At 37.9% G+C, this 18,978-nt stretch carries 14 protein-coding genes; 10 read left to right on the top strand and 4 right to left on the bottom strand.

Annotated elements, in window-relative coordinates; all coding sequences use genetic code 11:
• The 4 genes from carB to galE all read left to right on the top strand — a co-directional run.
• Nucleotides 1-2,766: carbamoyl-phosphate synthase large subunit (gene carB, locus ABDH28_03910; GenBank protein ID MEN2998163.1), on the top strand; the 2,766-nt coding region annotated here is incomplete at its 5' end.
• Between the two features lie 240 nt (nucleotides 2,767-3,006).
• Nucleotides 3,007-4,386, top strand: a complete 1,380-nt coding sequence (locus tag ABDH28_03905) for a nucleotide sugar dehydrogenase (GenBank protein MEN2998162.1) — start codon at nucleotides 3,007-3,009, stop codon at nucleotides 4,384-4,386.
• Between the two features lie 9 nt (nucleotides 4,387-4,395).
• Nucleotides 4,396-5,337: a UDP-glucuronic acid decarboxylase family protein gene (locus ABDH28_03900; protein ID MEN2998161.1), complete on the top strand. Its 942-nt coding sequence runs from the start codon at nucleotides 4,396-4,398 to the stop codon at nucleotides 5,335-5,337.
• A gap of 281 nt (nucleotides 5,338-5,618) precedes the next feature.
• The gene (gene galE, locus ABDH28_03895; protein ID MEN2998160.1) at nucleotides 5,619-6,608 is read left to right on the top strand and encodes a UDP-glucose 4-epimerase GalE; all 990 of its coding nucleotides are present in this window, start codon (nucleotides 5,619-5,621) and stop codon (nucleotides 6,606-6,608) included.
• Between the two features lie 76 nt (nucleotides 6,609-6,684).
• Here the strand turns inward: galE and ABDH28_03890 are convergent, their stop codons facing one another.
• Entirely contained in the window at nucleotides 6,685-7,617 is a 933-nt protein-coding gene (locus tag ABDH28_03890; protein MEN2998159.1) for a class I SAM-dependent methyltransferase, read from the bottom strand.
• Between the two features lie 139 nt (nucleotides 7,618-7,756).
• Between ABDH28_03890 and ABDH28_03885 the strand changes: the two genes are divergently transcribed.
• Together ABDH28_03885 and ABDH28_03880 are read left to right on the top strand one after the other, a co-directional pair.
• Nucleotides 7,757-7,978: a hypothetical protein gene (locus ABDH28_03885; GenBank protein ID MEN2998158.1), complete on the top strand. Its 222-nt coding sequence runs from the start codon at nucleotides 7,757-7,759 to the stop codon at nucleotides 7,976-7,978.
• Nucleotides 7,979-8,035: 57 nt separating this feature from the next.
• Nucleotides 8,036-9,130, top strand: a complete 1,095-nt coding sequence (locus ABDH28_03880; protein ID MEN2998157.1) for a hypothetical protein — start codon at nucleotides 8,036-8,038, stop codon at nucleotides 9,128-9,130.
• On the opposite strand, the gene ABDH28_03875 is transcribed toward ABDH28_03880, so the two are convergent.
• A complete protein-coding gene (locus tag ABDH28_03875) occupies nucleotides 9,127-9,741 on the bottom strand; it encodes a hypothetical protein (GenBank protein MEN2998156.1) in 615 nt (204 codons plus the stop codon). The two genes, ABDH28_03880 and ABDH28_03875, sit on opposite strands and share 4 nt — an antisense overlap.
• Before the next feature lie 206 nt (nucleotides 9,742-9,947).
• Nucleotides 9,948-11,549 (bottom strand): citramalate synthase, encoded by a 1,602-nt coding sequence (gene cimA, locus ABDH28_03870; GenBank protein MEN2998155.1) that lies wholly within the window; start codon nucleotides 11,547-11,549, stop codon nucleotides 9,948-9,950.
• 185 nt (nucleotides 11,550-11,734) lie between these two features.
• Here cimA and ABDH28_03865 point away from each other — a divergent pair, with 185 nt between their 5' ends.
• Together ABDH28_03865 and ABDH28_03860 are read left to right on the top strand one after the other, a co-directional pair.
• On the top strand, nucleotides 11,735-12,910 hold the full coding sequence (locus tag ABDH28_03865) for a tRNA guanosine(34) transglycosylase Tgt (GenBank protein MEN2998154.1): 1,176 nt from the start codon (nucleotides 11,735-11,737) through the stop codon (nucleotides 12,908-12,910).
• Between the two features lie 289 nt (nucleotides 12,911-13,199).
• Nucleotides 13,200-14,363, top strand: coding sequence for an HD-GYP domain-containing protein (locus ABDH28_03860; protein ID MEN2998153.1), 1,164 nt, complete (start codon nucleotides 13,200-13,202; stop codon nucleotides 14,361-14,363).
• Between the two features lie 6 nt (nucleotides 14,364-14,369).
• Here the strand turns inward: ABDH28_03860 and ABDH28_03855 are convergent, their stop codons facing one another.
• Nucleotides 14,370-16,094 carry a proline--tRNA ligase gene (locus ABDH28_03855; GenBank protein MEN2998152.1) on the bottom strand — a complete coding sequence of 575 codons (1,725 nt, stop codon included), beginning with the start codon at nucleotides 16,092-16,094 and terminating at the stop codon, nucleotides 14,370-14,372.
• A 732-nt stretch (nucleotides 16,095-16,826) separates the two neighbouring features.
• Between ABDH28_03855 and ABDH28_03850 the strand changes: the two genes are divergently transcribed.
• Nucleotides 16,827-17,936, top strand: a complete 1,110-nt coding sequence (locus tag ABDH28_03850; protein MEN2998151.1) for a hypothetical protein — start codon at nucleotides 16,827-16,829, stop codon at nucleotides 17,934-17,936.
• 238 nt (nucleotides 17,937-18,174) lie between these two features.
• Nucleotides 18,175-18,978, top strand: an 804-nt coding sequence (locus tag ABDH28_03845) for a hypothetical protein (protein ID MEN2998150.1), incomplete at its 3' end; no start/stop codon positions are given.

The raw sequence follows: 18,978 nt of genomic DNA, 5'->3' as shown, positions 1-18,978 counted from the left end.
TTTCCAGTGGTTATTAGGCCTGCGTTTACTCTTGGGGGCACTGGGGGAGGAATAGCGTATAACATAGAGGAGCTTAAGGTTATTGCAGAAAGAGGGCTTAGGGCTTCAATGATAAACGAGATTTTGGTGGAAGAATCGCTGATAGGATGGAAGGAGTTTGAGTTTGAGGTGATGAGGGATAAGAAGGACAATGTTGTTATCGTTTGTTCAATTGAGAACTTTGATCCTATGGGTGTGCATACTGGTGATTCCATTACTGTTGCTCCTGCTCAAACTCTTACCGATAAGCAATACCAGATTCTTAGAAATGCTTGTATTGATATAATGAGGGAGATAGGAGTAGAGACAGGTGGATCAAACATTCAGTTTGCAGTTAATCCTGAGAAGTTTGAATTTATGGTAATTGAGATGAATCCGAGAGTATCAAGAAGTTCAGCTCTTGCGTCAAAAGCTACAGGATTTCCAATTGCGAAAATTGCTGCAAAGCTTGCCGTTGGTTATACTCTTGACGAAATACCTAATGATATTACTAAAGAAACTCCAGCTTCATTTGAACCTACACTTGACTATGTGGTTGTGAAAATGCCAAGATTTGCGTTTGAGAAGTTTCCAGATGCTACTCCAGTGCTTGGTACTCAAATGAAATCAGTTGGAGAAACAATGGCTATTGGTAGAAGCTTTAAGGAAGCTTTTGTCAAAGCAATAGTTGGATTAGAGATTGGTAAGAAATTCTTTGAGGGGATTTTTTCAAAAGATCCTTCTTACCTGAATGATATTGATGCGATAAAACCGAAAATAGTCTCCATGCTAAGAGAACCTAACCCTGATAGGATTTTTTATATAAAGGACGCTATGAAGATAGGAATGAGTGTTGATGAGATATACAACTATACTAGGATAGATAGGTGGTTTCTTAATAACCTCAGGGAGATTATTGAAGCAGAGGATTCAATTCCGAGTAGATTGGAGGATATAACGAGTGAGCAGATGGTTTATTATAAGCAGGTAGGCATAACAGATCATTTGATAGCTCTCAAGACAAACAGAACTGAGATGGAGGTTAGGGAGTATAGAAAGAAGTTGAGTGTTAACCCTACTTACAGGATAGTGGACACCTGTGCTGCTGAGTTTGAGGCTAAGACCCCTTATTATTATTCCACCTATGATGAGGAATGTGAGTATGTTGGGAGTGGAAACAAGAAAGTAGTTATACTTGGTAGTGGTCCAAACAGGATAGGTCAGGGAATAGAGTTTGATTACTGTTGTGTTCATTGCTCGATGGAGTTGAAAAGGTGGGGGTATGATGCAGTTATGGTTAACTCTAATCCAGAGACTGTATCTACTGATCACGATATATCTACCCGCTTGTATTTTGAGCCTCTTACTTTTGAGCATGTGATGAATGTTATTGAAAGGGAGTTGCCTGAGGGAGTTATACTTCAGTTCGGGGGACAAACACCATTAAAACTTTCGTTGCAACTTAGGAATGCTGGGGTTAAGATTTTGGGAACTTCTGCTGAAAGCATAGATATAGCAGAGGATAGGGAGAAGTTTAGCGAACTTCTTACCAAGCTTGGGATAAAGCAACCTGAGAGTAGAACTGCAACTGGTATAGATAAAGCACTTGAGATGGCTGAAGAGCTAGGATATCCTGTTTTGGTAAGACCCTCTTATGTGCTTGGTGGAAGAGCAATGAATATTGTTTATAGTAAGGAGGAGTTTTTGGAGTTTGCGAGAGAGGCTATAATGGTTTCCGAGGGTTCTCCTATCCTTATAGACAAGTTTCTTCAGGATGCAATTGAGGTAGATGTTGATGCGGTGAGTGATGGTAAGGATGTTATCATAGCTGGGATTATGGAGCACATTGAGGAAGCAGGAGTGCACTCAGGAGATAGTGCTACAGTGATACCTCCTTTCTCGTTACCTAGGGATATTATTGATACGATAAGAAGTTATACTGTAATGATTGCTAAAGAGCTAAAGGTAGTAGGGTTGATAAACATCCAATATGCTGTGAAGGACGGTGAAGTTTATGTGTTAGAGGCTAACCCTAGAGCCTCAAGAACTATTCCTTTTGTCTCTAAGGCAACTGGTATACCTTGGGCAAAGATCGCAACTAGGGTGATTATAGGTCATTCCTTGAAGGAGATAGGTGTAAAAGAGCCAAGGCTTAACTACTATGCTGTTAAGGAAGTTGTTCTTCCATTTGATAAGTTTGCAGAAGTTGAACCAGTTCTTGGACCTGAGATGAAATCAACAGGTGAGGTTATGGGGATAGATGAAAGCTTTCCGATGGCTTATGCAAAGTCTGAGATTGCTGCAGGTACAAACCTTTCTCTCAAAAGTGTTCTTCTGACGATAGATGATAAGGATAAAGCTAGAATTCTAAACATAGCTAGAGCCCTACAAGATCTGGGGGTAAGTATTTATGCAACTTCGGGAACTTATAAGTTCCTCAGTGAAAATGGGATACAGTCCGAATTGGTGTTGAAAATAGGAGAAGGCAGACCTGATCTGTTGGATCATATAAAAAACGGTAAAATAGGGATGATATTCAACACCACAAGAACCAGAAAGTCAGTTAAGGATGAGGTTAGTATAAGAAAACTTGCGATAAAGTATAGAATACCTTTAATAACGACTATACCTGCAATGTATGCTGCAGTTGAGTCACTCAAGTCGATAAAGGAAAGTGAGTTTAGGGTAAAGTCGCTTCAGGAGTATTATAAAAGCGAGTCTCATAGTTTTGTTAAAGGTGAAAGTTAGTAGTATTGGCATCTTTACTGTTGTTCTTGGAGGACTTTGTTGTGTAGGGAAAGCTTTGTCTGTTAATGTTTCGTTTTTGGAGAGAAAGTGATTTCAACATTTCTTTCTTTTCAGTGAAAGGGAGAAATTGTTGAGTAAGCAGTATTAGCAAGTTTTAGACTTTATTGGAAAGAGAGTTGTTTTTGAAACAAACTCTTTTGTTTCTTTAAGATATCATAGCTTTTTGGGGACTTTCCATATATGGCTAGTGATGTGATTGCATGTATAGGTGCAGGGTATGTTGGTGGAACAACTATGGCTGTGATTGCCTATAAATGTCCTGATGTAAAGGTTATAGTTGTGGACATAGATGGTGAGAAAATAGAGAGATGGAATTCGGACAATTTGCCTGTTTATGAGCCAGGTTTAGATGATATTGTTAAGGAGGTAAGAGGGAGGAATTTATTTTTTTCGGTGGATATACCGTCTGCGATAAGAGAAGCAAGTATGGTATTCGTGAGTGTTAATACTCCGACGAAAGAGTACGGAGAAGGGAAGGGGATGGCTCCTGATCTAAGTAATCTTGAGAGATCAGCAAGACAAATACTTGAGTATGCTAATGGGGATAAGATAGTTGTTGAAAAGAGCACAGTTCCGGTAAAAGCAGCAGAAGCGATTGAGAAAGTTCTGACTTCTTCAAAAAAGTATCACTTTGAGGTTTTATCAAATCCTGAGTTTTTGGCAGAAGGTAGTGCTGTAAACGATCTGCTTTATCCTGACAGAGTTTTGATAGGTTCTAAGGAAACACCCGAGGGGATGAAGGCTAGAGAGAGACTTGTTGAGCTTTATGCAAGATGGGTTCCTAGGGAGAAAATTATCACTTCTGATATCTGGAGTGCTGAACTTTCAAAACTAGCTTCTAACGCATTTTTGGCGCAAAGAGTATCTTCCATAAACTCTCTTTCGGAGTTGTGTGAGAAAGTAGGAGCAGATATTGAAGAGGTTTCAAGAAATGTTGGTCTTGATACTAGAATTGGTAACAAGTTCTTAAAGGCTAGTGTAGGTTTTGGGGGATCTTGTTTCAAGAAAGATATTCTTAATCTTGTCTACATCTGTAAAACTTATGGTCTTGATGAAGTTGCTGATTATTGGCTTAAGGTAGTTGAGATAAATGAACATCAGAAAACTAGATTCGTGTTGAACATGATAAGGGAAATGTCTTTTACATTAGCTGGCAAGAAAATAGCGCTTTTTGGTTTTGCATTTAAGGCTAATACGAATGATACGAGAGAAAGTGCAGCAATAACTATTGCCAAGAAACTATTGGAAGAAAAAGCTATTCTTAGTATCTGTGACCCGAAAGCTCTTGAGAACGCTAAGAAGGATCTGCAAGGTGTTAAGGGAACCGTAGATTATGTTGATGATCCTTACGATGCGGTAAAGGAAGCAGATGCTATAGCAGTTATAACTGAGTGGGAGGTTTTCAGAAATTTGGACTATAGTAGAATTTTCTCGCTGATGAGAAAACCTGCTTATATATTTGATGGTAGGAATATTCTAGATCATAAGTTGTTATACTCTATTGGATTTAATGTGTATCCAATAGGTAAGCCACCTCTTACACATTTTGGTAAGAAATAAGGAGGCCAGATGCAGAAAAGGGTTTTGGTAACCGGGGGAGCAGGATTTATTGGTAGCCATTTATGTGAGAGATTACTGGAGGAAGGCAATGAAGTTGTGTGTGTTGACAACTTTTTCACGGGAAGAAAGGATAATATATCTCATCTTCTAACTAATCCTAGGTTTAAAGTGTTAACTCATGATATTGTGAATCCTTTGACTCTAGAGGTAGATGAGGTATACAATTTTGCCTCGCCTGCGTCACCACCACATTATCAAAGTGATCCAATATTCACAATTAAGACGAATGTTATAGGAACGCTTAACATGTTAGAGCTTGCTAGAATATATGATGCTAAGATAATGCAAGCATCAACTTCCGAGGTTTATGGTGATCCACTTGAACATCCTCAAAGTGAGAGTTATAGAGGGAATGTAAACCCGATTGGGCCTAGAGCTTGCTACGATGAAGGTAAGAGAGTTAGTGAAACACTCTGCTTTGACTATTGGAGAAAGTATGGTGTTAGGATAAAGGTGATAAGGATTTTCAATACTTATGGACCTAGAATGAGGGAAGATGATGGAAGGGTTGTTAGCAATTTTATAGTTCAAGCACTGAAAGGAGAGGATATAACCGTGTATGGTGATGGAAACCAAACTAGAAGTTTTTGCTATATATCTGATCTTGTTGACGGTATAGTTTTGATGATGAAGTCTGGAGATGATTTTAGAGGGCCTGTGAATTTGGGCAATCCTGGGGAGTTTAGGATTATAGAGCTTGCGGAGATGGTTTTGAGGATGACAGGATCAAAATCAAAAATAATTTTCAAGGCTCTTCCAGAGGATGATCCAAAGATGAGAAGGCCTGATATCACGCTAGCAAAGACTAAGCTTAACTGGGAACCGAAAGTACCTTTAGAAGAAGGATTAAGGGAAACTATAGCTTACTTCAGGAAGTTGTTGGGTAAGTAGTAAAGTCTCTGAAAACTACAATTGAGAGTTTTCTTACTCTTCTTACAGTCCTTATTGGGCTGGATAGGTACCCTTCTTGATAAGTACATAAAAAGTTCGGCATGAAGTGGGTTTCTGCAGTTGACGAATATTATTAAAACCAAGGGGAGTAAGTAAGCAAAAAGTCTAAAATCTCGCCTAGTTGTCAACCAAAATTGTGGTTTATTGGGTGTGTAAATGATCAGATAGTAAACTGGTTACTTATAGTTTCATAATTAACATCTTATCAAGTCGGGTTTTATATGGTTGTCTTAGTTGTTGGAGGAGCGGGATATATCGGATCGCATGTTAATAAGTTGCTAAGTAAGAAAGGATATAAGACTGTTGTTTTTGATAATCTTGTCTACGGTCACAGGGAATTTTTAAAGTGGGGAGAGTTTGTGTTGGGTGACTTGAGTAATATTGAGCAGATTAGGTTATGCTTTAGGAAGTATAAGTTTGATGCAGTTATGCATTTTAGTGCCTACGCTTACGTTGGTGAGTCTGTGGAAAATCCATCAAAGTATTACTTTAACAATGTTTCATATACTCTTAATTTGCTCCAAGTTATGCTAGAGAATGGTGTGAATAATTTTATATTCTCGTCAACTTGCGCAACTTATGGAATACCAAACCAGATTCCTATACCTGAGGATCACCCACAAAATCCTATAAACCCTTATGGGTGGAGTAAGTTGATGGTTGAACAGATTTTGAAGGATTATGGGAGAGCATACGGGCTTAAGTATGTTATTTTTAGGTATTTCAATGCTGCTGGTGCAGATCCTGAGTGCGAAATAGGTGAATGGCATGAGCCGGAAACTCACCTTATACCACTTGCTCTAAAAACTGCGTTGGGAGTAAATGATCATCTGAAAATTTTTGGTGAGGATTATCCTACTCCCGACGGGACATGTGTAAGAGATTTTATCCATGTGGACGATCTGGCAGAAGCGCATATTCTAGGATTAGAGTATCTTGTTGACACTGGTAAAAGTGAAGTGTTTAACCTTGGTAATGAAAGAGGGTTTTCAGTCAGAGAAGTTGTAAATAAAGTAGAAGAGATAACAAAGAAAAAAGTCAAAACAGTAAGTTGGAGCAGAAGAGAGGGGGATCCTCCTGTGCTTATAGGAAGTTCTGAAAAAGCTAGAAGGATTCTCGGATGGATACCCAAATACTCCAGTATAGAGACTATAATAGAAACTTCTTGGAACTGGGAGAAGAAGATGTTTGATGTTAGAAAGAGTCTGTAGGTTCATTTTACTTTGTGCGTTTTATGAGATCTAAGAGGTGCTTTGTGCTGTATCTATTTGTAAAGTGTTAGGGTTTTTAATCGTTCTTTCTTTTAAATGCAAAGAATACATCAAACCCAAATACGAAAATATATAGAGAAAGCATGAGATGTCTAAAGGAGAACCACAAGGTGTGTTTCAATTTTTCAAAGAAACCGATGTTTGGGTTATTTGTCTTGAGTTGATAAAACAGACTTTTGATTAGGAAAGATAGATTTGATAGCAGTAGTGAAACATCCCCCTTTAGGTGCTTTATGATGATAGGTTCAAAACTGTTTTCCTTAAAGAGATTTTCCAAGGATTTAGGAGAAAACCATAGAAAATGGTGTGGAGGGAAGTCTCCTTCACCGAGTCTGGTTATATTGGCTAGAAATCTATTCCTGTTTGGGACTGAACCAGCAATTATTCCATCCTCTGATAGTATTTCTTTTATCTGTTTTATGAATTCGGAAGGGGTTACTTGGTGTTCAAGTACTTCAAAAATGGTTACAACGTCAAATTTTAGGTTATTTTTCTTAGAATAATCTGCGAAATCTTCAAGTGATAGATTAAATACGTCTTTAAGACCGAAGAAATTTTTTGCTATGTTGATGCTGTTTGTGTCTATGTCAGTTCCATAGGCTTCAAAACCTGTTTTGGTAAGATGGTATAAGAAAGCTCCATTGCCACATCCTACGTCTAGAATTTTACAGTTGGGGAAGGTTTGCCTTATGTAGCTGGAGAATTTAGTAATAAAGAATCTATGGTAGTCGTTTATTTTTAAGTGTGAAACTTTGTGGGAAATCTCGTATCCTATGTTTAAGATGTCTTCTGTGTAAACTTTGCTGATAAACTCAAGTGGTGCCCAAAATTGGAGATCACATTTTGAGCAATGGTATAATTTATACTCCACACCTAGCCTTTTTGAGAGGTGTTTTCTAACAAAGCTATTTTTGTCAATCTCGTTACTGCAGGAAGGACACTTGAGCATGAGTGCACTTAGAATATTATGAATTTTAGTGCAGTAAGCTTCAAATATGTGAGATCTGAAATTTGCAGCAGAGTTTGGTAAAAATTAGAGTGAAAGGACCTCCTCTTGCTTTGTAAAATAAAGGCAAAAGGAGAAACACATGAACTACAAAAGAACTATAAATCACTTTATCAAAAACCTTCTACTTGACCTTCCACCCAAACTCAGGAAGAAGATAGCGAAAGTTGTCCTCTATGTTCTTCTACCTTTAGGTAAGGCAGGTATGCTAGGGTTGGGAGGGGAAGGTTTGAGGATTGCTTGGGTGAGTTATGAACACGAGGTATTCAGAATACTTTTTCACAAAAAAATACCAAACTCTTGACCAAACTTCAGGGGTTGTATTATTGAAAGTTTTTGTTGTATTGTCTAAAATTTACTTATGGATGTTAAGGAGTTGGTAGCTAGAGGTATTCCTGAAAGAGTTGCAAATTTTTTGGTTTCTTACTTTGGGGGGGATTATGAGAAGATATACTCTGTGCTGAATTCTTTGAAGAAAGATGTAGTGGTACTGAAATTGAAGTTTTCTTTCTCCTTATACTCTGGCTTTGCGATAGTTTTTGTGAACTTGAGATCAAAAAAGGTTGAACTGGTTAAATCTTTTGTTTCTCACTCCACTGAAATAACGAAGATAAGTGTAGAATCCCAATGGCGTGAGATCTTAGAAAAACTTTCATCGGAATATAAGTCATTACAGATAGATCCAGATCTCTCTGCTAAAGCTGAGATCGTTTTAACTTCTGATGCCAAATTTGTTCAAACGCTTGTTAAAGTTATGTCTGAAGATAGGACTTATCTAGATGTAAAGAGATTTTTGTACACATATATTCCTGTGATTTTCGGAGATGAAAATACTATAGTTAGGTTTGCTATTGAGAGAATGGATGTGTTCCAGTTTTACAAGTTTGCTAGAGATATAGGTGTTGAGATACCAAGTGCCGTAAAACTTGCTGAGGGTGGGGAGATGTTATCAGAGTTTTCATTGTATGATATAGCGATTCAGCCAGTTCTGTCACCGATTGATGGAGTTTCCATTAACTCTCTGAATGTTGGGGATGAAATATTTATAAAGGTTCTTGATACTGACGAAGTGTCTAGGTGGTTTGCGAGGGGTGATGGAATAACTTCTGGGAGAATTACTCTTATCAATAGGTTAGATAATGATAGAAGTCTGGTTACTGTTGAAATTGGTCCTGGTTTCTCGGGGAATTTTGTAGTTAAAAATGATGTTAAACTTAAGGTGACTAAAGGAAAGGATATTCCAAAACAGAAGATGGTATATTCTCATACTACGGCTGTTCAGCCGAAGATTGAGAGTGAAAGTTACGATAGTACTTTTTCTTCTGAAGAGAGAGAGCTTGGAAACAAGGTTTCAACGGAAAAAGTTAAAGGTAGTTCTTTTATCTTCTGGGTTGTAAACCTATTAATTTTGGGAGTTGGAGTAGCTTTGGTTCTAATAATATTGTTATTCCTTTAGTCCTCTTTGAGCTTGGTTCTTATTGCTTCTGCTAGTTTCTTATAGTCTTTAGGAATTGGTTTACCCTTCGGTGGTATTATAAAATCTTCGGTAGTTCCTCCTTTGGATTGTCTTGTGATGCCGATTTCTGCGGTTGAAAAGGTTGTAGGTTTGAATGGTGTAGCGGTGGTGGATTCTCTTTTGCTGAAATCATCTATACTTGGAAGTTCGGTATCTTCTGTTTCTGGAGGACTGGAAGTTCCGAAGTCTATGATGTTGTTCTCTTCCTCAAAACCGATGTTTACACTACCAAATGTATTCTCTTCCGAAATGTTTGTCGTAGGCTCAACTTCTTTAAAATCTCCTATCTCCGAGCTATAGGTTGTAGAACCGGTTTCTAGATCGTATGAAGATGGGTTTTCGGCTACTCCTTCTTCCGAAGAAGTATGAGGGTAAGTATCAGAATAAATATCACTCATTGAGATATCCTCATTCTCTTTTATGTCTATACTTCTCCTAGGTTTGGGAGGTTCTTCTTCAAGAAGCTCAGGAACAAACCTTTTTAATACCTGTTCAACTCCGAACAGCACTGCTCCCAGAATAATTCCACTCAATAGAGACCTTAGAAACACTTCAATTACTGCTCCCCCGCTTATTATTCCAACAATTACGCCTATTACGAATCCTCCTACTAGGCCTATTATTCCAGAATATGGAACTTTTATGTCCTTAAATCTATCATACTATTTCTAATATTCTAAAGTTTAATAAAATCTCTACGTTGTGTCAATGTGTTTCGTAGAGACTCTGAGGATTTGGATCCTCTAGATATTTATAGCTATGTGCTATGTGTAGGGTCCTTGGGAAGGTATTTTAGGAAGAAGTATCTGAAAGCGTCAGTAATGGCTTGGAAGCTTGCATTTATTATGTTTTCCGAGACACCTATGGTTGTGAATGTAACAGTGTCATATTTGAATTCTGTTAGAACTCTTATTCTAGCAGCGGACCCTTCCTTAGGGTTTATTATCCTCACTTTGTAGTCAATCAGCTTAAGTTTGTCTAAATTTGGGAAGAACTTACCTAAAGCCTTTCTTAAGGCTTTGTCAAGTGCATTTACAGGACCATCTCCTTCGTCGGCGGTTATTTCTAAGTTGTTGCCTACTTTAACTTTGACAAGAGCATCATTGACAAACTCATCGCCAGATTTTACAACATTAACGGTGAAGCTAGTGCACTCAAAGAATCCTACTTTCTGTCCAATGATCTCTCTTACAAGTAGCTCAAATGAGGCCTCGGCTGTTTCAAAGTTGTAGCCCTGATTTTCTAGATCCTTCATCTTTTCCAGAACCAGTTTAAGTAGTTTCTCGTCGTTTGATATGTGTTTTAAGTCGTCAATGTTTTTAATCTTGTCAATAATATTACTTTTGCCTGCTTGTTCAGATATTAGTATCCTCCTTACATTTCCAACTGTTTCTGGTGGTATGTGTTCGTAAGTTCTTGGATCTTTCTGAACAGCATTTACGTGGACTCCTCCTTTGTGAGCAAAGGCACTTGACCCAACGAAAGGTTGTCTTTCGTTAGGTGGTAAGTTTGCAAGATCGTAGACGAAAACAGAGAGATCTCGAAGCTTTTTGAGTTTTTCCTTGTCAATTCCGTTAAGTTTTTTGTTCATCTTCAAGATCAAAGAAGGTATTAGGGAAATTAGATTGGCATTACCACATCTTTCTCCGAACCCATTCATTGTTCCTTGAACTAGTATAGCCCCACTGTTTACGGCTTCAAGTGAGTTTGCAACTGCTAGTTCACTATCATTGTGAGCATGAATTCCTAATGGTGACTTTATGACTTCCCTCACTGCTTTCATTATCTCCTTTACCTCGGAAGGAAGAGTTCCACCATTGGTGTCTGCTAGTGTTATGTTATCTGCCCCTGCTCTCTCTACAACCTCAAGAGTCTTAAGAGCGTAGTCTGGGTTATCCTTAAACCCGTCAAAAAAATGCTCCGCGTCATATATGACTTCTTTGCCATTGTCCTTTAGATAGGCAACGCTGTCATAGATCATCTCAAGGTTGTGTTCAAGAGATATACCAAAAACCTTCTCCACATGCAAATCCCACGATTTACCAAATATTGTAACAACGGGAGTTCCAGAGTTCAGCAGTTCCCTAATATTAACATCATCCTTCACAGAATTCTTTGCATGCCTTGTGCTACCAAATGCGCATATTTTTGCATGCTTTAGCGGAAGTTTCCTAACTTCTTCAAAAAAGGTTCTATCCTTTGGGTTTGAGGCTGGCCACCCTCCTTCTATATAGTCAACTCCGAAATCGTCCAAAACCTTGGTTAGTAAAAGCATATCCGCAACCGAAAAATCAACACTTTCTCCTTGCCTACCATCCCTCATTGTAGTATCGTATATGTAGATTACATTTTTGTCCATATCTTCCTCGTAACACATTATTTTAAATAATGTAGACAAAAAAAAGAAATTTTCAAGAATCTCCTTTGAGCTTCTTGCTACTTCCTTTCAGTGTTTTCTAGGAATCTGGAGAAAGTTAACTTTTAGTTGAGTTGCCTTGATAAGTAAAATACAAATAAGATCTGTCATAGCGTAGGGTGACGTGGATGAAATTTACCCTTATCCATAGCTGTCAAGCAACGAAAGCTAGAGTAGGTGAGATAGTGATAGGTGGTATAAGAGTACTAACGCCTGTTTTTATGCCAGTTGGCACTCAAGCGACTGTGAAAACTTTATCATCGGAGGAGGTCGAGGAACTAAGTGATAATATAATTCTTTCAAATACTTACCATCTTTATCTGCGTCCGGGGATAGATGTGATTGAGGAAGGGGGAGGGCTTCATTCCTTTATGAACTGGAAGAAGCTTTTGCTTACTGACAGTGGAGGATTCCAAGTTTTTAGTCTGAACGAATTCGTGGGAGTAACGGAGGAAGGAGTAAGGTTTAAATCTCACATTGACGGTTCTTATCATTTTTTTACACCTGAGAAGGTAGTTGAGATACAGTTAAGATTAGGTTCAAATATAATTATGCCATTGGATGAGCCTGTGCCACCCGAAGCTGATTACAGTCAAACCGAAAAGTCTGTTTTCAGAACTTATAGATGGGCAGAGAGATCTTTTAGAACATTTAGGGCTCTTAGGGGAAAGATTTCTAGAAAATCTTCTTATAGGAGTGATGAGATTTTTGAAAAACTTAGGGAGCAAAATTACCACTTTGGTATAATACAAGGAGGATTTTTTAGAGATCTAAGGAGAATTAGTGTTGATCAAATTTGTTCACTAGGATTTGATGGACTAGCAATTGGTGGGCTTAGTGTGGGAGAAGAGAAAGAGAAGACATATGAAGTTCTCTCTTTTACATCCTCTCTTTTGCCACAAGATAAGCCTAGATACCTTATGGGTGTAGGAACGCCGGAGGATATAGTTTTTGCAGTTTCCTGTGGTGTAGATATGTTTGACTGTGTTTTCCCAACAAGAGCAGGTAGGAGAGGATTATTCTTTACTTCGCAAGGAAAGGTAAATATAAGAAACAAAAGGTATGAGAAAGATTTTTCACCTCCAGACCCAGAATGCAACTGTTATACTTGCTCAAATTACTCAAGGGCGTATATAAGACACTTGATAAAAGCGGAAGAAATGCTTGGTTATAGACTAACTACTATCCATAATCTCCATTTCTTCAAAAGACTTATGGGTAGGATAAGGGAATCCATAATAGATGGTAGTTTTCAAAAACTCTTGGTAACCCTCTTTGAGATTTACAGGTATACAGAAGATTGATCAATAAATTCCAATTTCCATTAAGTGAGAAGATGAGATTCAACTTTTTGTTTTACTTGCCTCTTTGTTTCTAGAGGCGTTTGTCAGTCACAGAGCTTCACTTCATACCAAGCTTCTTACAAGCTTCTTAAGTGCTTATTAAGAATGGTGTTTACCCAGTCCCGGCAGGGACTGCGAGAATAGTAAAATAGTAAAAAGAAAGACTACATCTTAGTTATAAATTTTGGAATCTACTGAGGATTAATTTACTTGATTGAATTCTAGAAGTGAGTGATATATAATATCAGGTATGGGGGATTTTGATAAGAAAGAGATAATTCCTGTTTCTTACCTTAAAGAGGGAATGGTTCTGAACGGAAATATTTACGATATGAATGGTGGATTCTTATGGCCTGCTAAGGTTCCTATAAAGAGAGAATTCATAGAAAGTTTGAATAAACTAGGTTTAACTGAGCTAACTTACAGACCAATGGTAGTAGATACGAGCTTCTCTAAGCAAAATGTTGAGGAACCCATGATTTCTGAGGTTACTCAGAAGAAGGTTTATGATAGCTTTTCAAGTGTAGTTTGGGATATTACTAACAGCCAAATGCCTAGGACTGAAAAAGCTAAAGAATCCGTTGAAGAAGTTGCTAAGGAGATAAAAGTGGGTTTAGGTAAAAACTTAAACCTTCTTGATCTTAAAGGTCATGATAGCTATACCTATGTTCACGCGGTAAACACGAGCCTATTGTCAACATATATCGCTTCAAGATTTGCTTTGTCTTTTGATAAGGTTTGTGCGGTAGGGGTAGGGGCATTGCTCATAGATATAGGTAAAATTAAGATACCAACATCAATTCTTAATAAAAAAGAGCCATTGTCTCAGATAGAGCTTGAAACAATAAAAAAGCATCCGGTAATAGGTTATCAACTTATTAAAGATAACCAGGACCTTGATGAGGTGTCTAAGAAGATAGTTCTGTTGCATCACGAGCAGATGGATGGAAAGGGATATCCTTTAGGTGTTGAAGGTTCTAAGTTAGATATTTATACAAAGATAGTATCATTGTGTGATTCCTTTGATGCTATGACTACTGAGAGGCCGTATAGACCGCCTCTTCCTGTAAGAGTTGCTGTTGAGGAGATATTGAAGTCTGCTGGAACTAAATACGATCCCGAGGTTGCTCTAAAGTTTGCAGTAGAAGTTTCCAGAATGTATAAAATCCAGAGTCCTATTTCTGAAGGAACGGTGGTAGAATTAACTTCTGGGGAGTTTGGCATAGTGAAAAAAGCTCATTCGGATTATGACCTCTCTCCGGAGGTAATAATTGCTCTAGGACCAAATCTTACTCCTGTTAGAGTCATAAGTGTTGACTTAACTAAAGATGCAGTTGATAGAAAAATCAGAAGGGTAGTATTTAATGTTGGAATAATCCTAAAGGTTAAGGCCTTAGTAGGTCAAAAACTATAACTTACGTTATGATTGGTATTTACTGTATTCGTTCTTTATCAGTTCTTTGATTTTATCTTTTGCTTCCTTCAAAGGAATTTCGTAAATCTCACCATTATCTCTCCTTTTTACTTCAACTTTATTCTCATTTACAGACTTTTTGCCAACTATTATTTTGAAGGGTATTCCTATAAGATCGGAGTCGTTGAATTTAACTCCTGGGGTTTCTTCTCTATCGTCAATAGCAATGTCAATCCCATCTGAGAGAAGGGAAGTGTATAACTCCTCGGATATCTTTGTTATCTTCTCATCCCTAGTTGAAATGGGAATTATTATAGCTTCAAATGGTGCTATGGTTATAGGCCATATTATTCCGTTTTTGTCATTACTTACCTCTATTACGGAGGCTATTGTCCTGTCAACCCCTATTCCATAACATCCCATTATTGGGTTAACCCTTTTTCCGTCTTTATCAAGCACTGTGACATTCATTGATTTGGAATACTTGTAGCCTAACTTAAAAATGTGACCTACCTCAATTCCCTTGGTTTCCCTAAGAATTTCTCCACATCTTATACACTTATCCCCAGCTTTAGAGGTTCTTATTTCCGCAAACTCTTTTACCACAAAGTCTCTTCCAATGTTGACATTTATCAAATGCTTATCGTTTTTGTTTGCTCCCGTAATGCCATTATTGATGCTCTTTACAGAGTTGTCAGCTATAATTCTTATTCCTTCTAGTCCTACAGGACCTGCAAAGCCTAAGGAGGCTTTTGTTACTCTCTCTATGGTTTCAGCATCTGCCAGTTCCAACTCATTGCAACTAAGGTAATTTTTTAGCTTGACTTCATTGACGTCTAAATCCCCCCTTATTAACACTGCTATAGGAGTAGCATCAGCTAGGTATATCAGGGTCTTTATAAATTTCTTCGGAGAGACATTGAAAAACTTCTTAAGATCCTCTATCGTGTAGGTGTTAGGAGTATCAACTTCTTGTAGGGGTTTTTCTTCCTCTTTTTCTATATCTTCTTCTAGTATAGATTCAGCTCTCTCCACATTTGCGTAGTAGTTGCAACCAGGACAGTAAAGTATTGTTGATTCTCCTATGGATGAGAAAACCATAAATTCTTCACTTTTTGTTCCTCCCATGCTTCCAACATCTGCTTCTACGGGTAATGCATTGAGTCCAACTCTTTTGAAAATATTTGTATAAGCTTGCTTCATCTTAAGGTAGCTCTCATCTAGTCCTTTCTCGTCAATATCAAATGAGTAGGCATCCTTCATTGTAAATTCCCTACATCTCATTACCCCAAACCTAGGTCTTATTTCATCTCTAAACTTTTTAGCAATTTGGTAGAGGATTATAGGAAGCTGTTTGTAGGAGTTTATTGTTCTCCTTACAATGTCAGTAAATGCTTCTTCATGTGTAGGACCCAGAACTAAAATGCCGTCTCTTCTGTCTTTTATTCTGATCATCTCCTTCCCCATAGTGCTTAATCTGCCACTTTCCTCCCATATACTCGCAGGAGTTAGAATCGTAGGTAAAGCCTCAATAGCACCAGCTTTGTTCATTTCCTCCCTAATGATATTGACAACTTTATTATAAACTCTAAGTCCCAACGGCAAATAACCATAAAGTCCACTTTCTTCCTTGTATATCAAACCTGCTCTGATCATCAATTTGTGACTTGCAATCTCGGCATCTTTGGGCTCTTCTCTGAGAGTATAGAGAAGAAATCTACTCAGTCTCATATCAGTTCCCCTTTGCTCTAGAAATTATACATAAAGTGTTTACTGGAATTCAAAGGAGTTTACTAGTCTCTACAATCACAACTACCCTAATAGCTTGTAGAGTATCACAAGTTTTTTGGTTACCCTGCATAGATAGGTGAGCAAGAAAGGTCCTAAACTTTTTACTTATTCAACTTGCTTCTAGATAGTTTTCATCAGTCACAAGCTTCACTTCATACCAATTCCCTTAGGTGTTATTGAGAAATGGTGTTCATCCAGTCCCGTTAGGGACTGCGAGAGAAATAAAAAGAAACTACACCTGATTGTGAATTTTAGACTTTATTGTCCCCGCTAATTTTCAAAAAATCCGTTGTTTTTGGTAGCACCTAAGGCGTTAGTTTTACTATAGGGGTAAGGAGAAATATGTCGGTTGTGAGGTGTAATTAAGTGTAAGTGGAGGATAGTGCAAGAGAAATAATATTGGTTCTGCTGGGCTTATCTTGAGGTTTGGTTAAGGAGTTTTAATCAGCTTCTACTTCGCTTTTATATATAGTGGCATATAGCCGAAATTTAAATGTAAAGGAGTGATGAAGTTTTGGTTTCCAAGAAATCTTAAGAAGTTGCTGAAAAATTTTTTGTCCAACTTTCCCGTTGTAGGTATATCAAAGTTATGACATGTATAGAAATAACTAACTCTAGTGAAATACTCTTGTCAACTTTAGGGTAGGAGTGAGGGTTTTTTATAATTTCTCTATGCGAAAGGAAGTAATTTTGATTCTGTTTGTGCTTTTTGGTATTATAGGGTGTGTGAGAAGTGAGTTTGAGTTTAAGAATGCTGAGATAATTGATATTAGAGTTTTTACCAACGGAGGTTTTGCGGTTATTTATTCTTCTAACGAGACAGTCAATGTTTACTCATTTTCCAAGCTTGTAACCTCATTTACCAGGAAATCGGTATTTGCATCTATTGGTGGGACTAATACTTTGGGGAGTTACTACAAAGTTTCTGATTTTGGTTTTCTTAGAAATGGGGTGTTTTACTTGGTAGGTTATAAGCCTACACTAGGATGGGTGGTAAAGATTGGAAATAGCGATAGTGGGTATTATAGTTATGTTTCGGAGTTTAGCTGTTCAGAAAACGGGAAGATGGTGGGGTATATCTATAATGTGGGTGGTGAGTATGATGGGACCAATGTTTATGGAGGTAAATATTATGTTAATGTTAATGGTGTTGACTATGGTCCTTACGATTTTGCAAAAGATCTTCTTCTTTTTGAGGATGAGGGGGTGTTTGTTTTTTCTTTTAAGCAAGGCAGAAACTACCGCTTAAAGGTAGGTGATTATGAGTATTCAGATTATGACTATGTTATGCTTCCTAGGAATATGGTTAGGATTTCAGAGTTTAACTTTATATATAAAGTAGGAAGGGATTGGTTTTTGTATCCTGATGAGAGGTTGCCACGAGAGGTGTTTGGTTTTGTTATGGCTGATAATGAATATTTTTTACTTCTTTCTAATTCCAATTTTACAATTGTTACGAATCCGCACACTAACTTCCTTGTAGAAGGAAGGGTTTTGGATATAGTTGGTAGTGGTAAGTACCTAGTCTTGTCAGAGGTTAGCGATGGAAAGAAGTTGATGTTTGACAGGTTCTATGGTTCCTATCAGGATATAACTAAGTACGAAGTGAGAGGGAACAAGTTGGTATTCAAGTATAAGAGCAATGATCAATGGTATGTTTATGGGGGAGTAAAAAGTTACGGTCCTTTTGAATTGGTGGATTTTGCGGTGGTTGGTAATAAAATCTTCATAGGCTATGTTGAGAAGGGGAGAGTCAAGCTAATGAGTGAGAAACTGGAGTGAAATGTTAATGTGTTTTGGGAATAGTTTCTTCAAGGAAGTTTGGTATTTAGAGAGATACGAATTCTAAATATGCACTATTGTTCAACAGCGTTTGCAAAAAATGGTGCAATCTGGTGCATTTTACGGTTCCCAAATATTTTGGTTTTTTCAAATTCTTATGCTCTTTTTATCGGGTATTTGTAAGAATTTATAGTTTTTGGCATATTTTTTGCAATTATTACAGAAATGGAGGTTAACTATGAAGAGTGTTCTGAGGTTAATGCTGGTGGTAGTTGGGTTGATTCTGGCTGTAGGTGCGGTTGAGGCTAGCAGAACTTTGATAGTGTATGTTTACACAAACAGCAATTTGGCGAGCTGGTCAAGCATCCAACTCTATTATTGGTTTCCTGGAACAAGTACGACAGGGTATGTCAATAGAGTTTCTAACCATCAGAGGTGGTATGTGTTTGTGATCTCTAACATACCAAATCTGACGAACAGTATAGGTCTTAAGCTGAGAAGTGATGTTAATTGGACCAGGCAGGAACCGATAAAGAGTGGGTATGACAGGATAGTGAAGTTACCGAGTCATTACTCTGCGTCAAATGTTGCTCATATTTATGTTCACTCACCTGTTAACTGGTGGGAGTGTTATGCCTGGTGGTTGCCAAGTGAGATTTCGCTTTATGAGAATCCTACAGCTTCTGCGGTAACAAACTACTTTGGAGCGACTTACTCTGGTGGCACATACTACACTACTCATTTTTCTTTCTATGCTCCAAATGCGAGAAAGGTTTATGTTGCGGGGACGTTTAACTCTTGGAATGCGACAAATATTCCTATGAAGCTTTCTTTGGATAGAACGATATGGTGGGCTGCAGTGAATAATACTTCCCCGGGGCAGCAGTATAAGTTTGTTGTAGAAAGGCATGACGGAACTCTTGTATGGGTTCCAGATCCCGCTGCAAGAAAACAGATTCATTCAACTGGTAACTCTGTAATAGTTTCTCAGTCGTATAGTTGGGCGTCTTGGACTAGACCTACTCATGATTACTATATAATA

The organism is Brevinematia bacterium, from assembly GCA_039630355.1.
Taxonomy (GTDB): Bacteria; Spirochaetota; Brevinematia; order DTOW01; family DTOW01; genus SKYB106.
Note: the sequence above shows the minus strand (reverse complement) of the source record. Positions and strands in the feature narration are given on the sequence as shown.